We start from the raw sequence: 1,835 nt of genomic DNA on the forward strand, positions 1-1,835 counted from the left end.
CAGCTGGGGGGAGCGCGGTGGGACGACTGGCGCACGGGCTGCCACCTCTTCGGGGCCGGCGCAGCTTCGCGGCCGATGTGCCAGCTTGCCAGGCACAGCGGTTGCAGCGAAGACGCCCGCACAGCACCTGAGGTCGGGCGCCTCTGCGACCGACGTGACACCAAGTGAACCGAAGGTGAGCGACTGGCGCGGCGGTCGAGCCGGGCCGATCTCGCCATCACATTCAGCGGCCCGGCATCGGGCATGGCGGGTGACCGGGGTGGCGATCTGGCCGGCGTGCAGAGAACGAAGCGAAGCGCAGAGAACGGAACGCCGGTCAGTTCGCCAAGCGGGCCTCGTTCACGCGCAGCGTGAAGGAATCAAGGTTTGCGATCCCCGGCCACGGGATAGGGCCGCCACGTGACTCAGCCGGCATCGCCGGCTTGCATGTGTTGCGTGAAGGACGGCCGCCCGTGAGGGTCGAGACACTGGAAGAGACGGTGCCTCGACGCGTAGCGCAAAAGCCCGATCCCGCGCGCGCGGGCGCGTTCAAGACTCCCCACCTCACATCGCGCCAACTCGACCTTAGCCACTTGGTTCCCATGGCCGCCTCGAACTGGCGCTATTAGTCTTTGCATGAAGTTTGGAAATACAGGTCCAGGTTTCAGATCGACCTGTTTCAGCTATCCGTACGAAGACCGCAATGACGACCGTTCAAGCCGGCGTTTGAGTCGCGCCCTTTTCCCGGCGACGGCTCCGCGCGCTGCGCACGGGCTCGGTCTCACCACGGCGCAAGCCATCGAGGTAGTCGGCCCATTGCGTCATCATCACCCGCCGCTGCGCCATGAACTCAGCGCGGTCGTAGGCTGCACCGAGCGGCCCACTCTTGCCGTGCGCAAGCTGCGCCTCGATCACGTCCGGATTCACGTTGAGCTGCTCAACAAGGATCGTGCGCGCCATGGCACGAAAGCCATGCGGAGTCATCTCGTCGTTCGTGTAGCCCATGCGGCGCAGCGCGGTGCGCAACGTGTTCTCGCTCATGCAGCGCTCGCCGGTCAACAGGCTGGGGAACACATAGCGACCGTGGCCGCTGAGCTGATGCAGCTCTCGCAGGATGGCCACCGCCCGTTTGGCGAGCGGCACCAGATGCGGACGGCCATTGACCTTGCCATGCACCGTGCGCTTCATCTTGGCAGCCGGGATCGTCCACAGTGCCCGCTCGAGATCCACCTCGGCCCACTCCATCTGCCGGATGTTGCCGGGCCGCTGAAACAGCAGCGCGGAAAGCTCCAGCGCTGCACGGGTCAGCGGCTGGCCTTCGTAAGCCGTGATGGCCCGCATCAAGGCACTCGCGCCGGAGGGCTCGAGCACCGCCGCCATGTGCTTCACGATGATGGGTTTGAGTGCGCCATGCAGATCGGGCGCTGGGTTGCGCTCACAGCGGCCGGTCGCGATGCCGTATCGGAACACCTGGCCGGATGTCTGCCTCAGGGTGTGTGCGGTTTCGTGCGCACCGCGGTTTTCGATGCGGCGCAGCGTGTGCAGCAGCAGCGGCGCCGTGATGTCTTGCAGCGGCAGGCTGCCGATCCAGGGGAAGAGGTCCTTCTCCATGCGCTCGATCCAGCGCGCGCCATAGCGTGGGCTCCAGCCGCTGTGCTTGGTGGCATGCAGCTCGCGGGCGACGGCTTCGAAGGTGATGCCGGCCACGACCTGGCAGGTCAGCTTGTCGAGCTGCCGCTTCTGGGTGGGGTCAGTGCCGGTGCGCAGCAGCTTGCGCGCGTCGTCACGCGCTTCGCACGCCGCCTTCAGCGACACGGACACCTTCTTCGAGCCGGCCTCGGTGTAGTGCCCTAACG

Annotated in this window: 1 protein-coding gene; it reads right to left on the bottom strand. The window is 66.3% G+C overall.

Features of this window, described 5'->3' with window-relative positions; translation table 11 throughout:
- Positions 1 to 693: 693 nt before the first annotated feature.
- Positions 694 to 1,835, bottom strand: a 1,142-nt coding sequence (locus tag RMO40_RS16410) for a phage integrase central domain-containing protein (RefSeq protein ID WP_309723714.1), incomplete at its 5' end; no start/stop codon positions are given.

Origin of the sequence: Rhizobacter sp. (genome assembly GCF_031412075.1) — a bacterium.
GTDB lineage: Bacteria > Pseudomonadota > Gammaproteobacteria > Burkholderiales > Burkholderiaceae_C > Rhizobacter.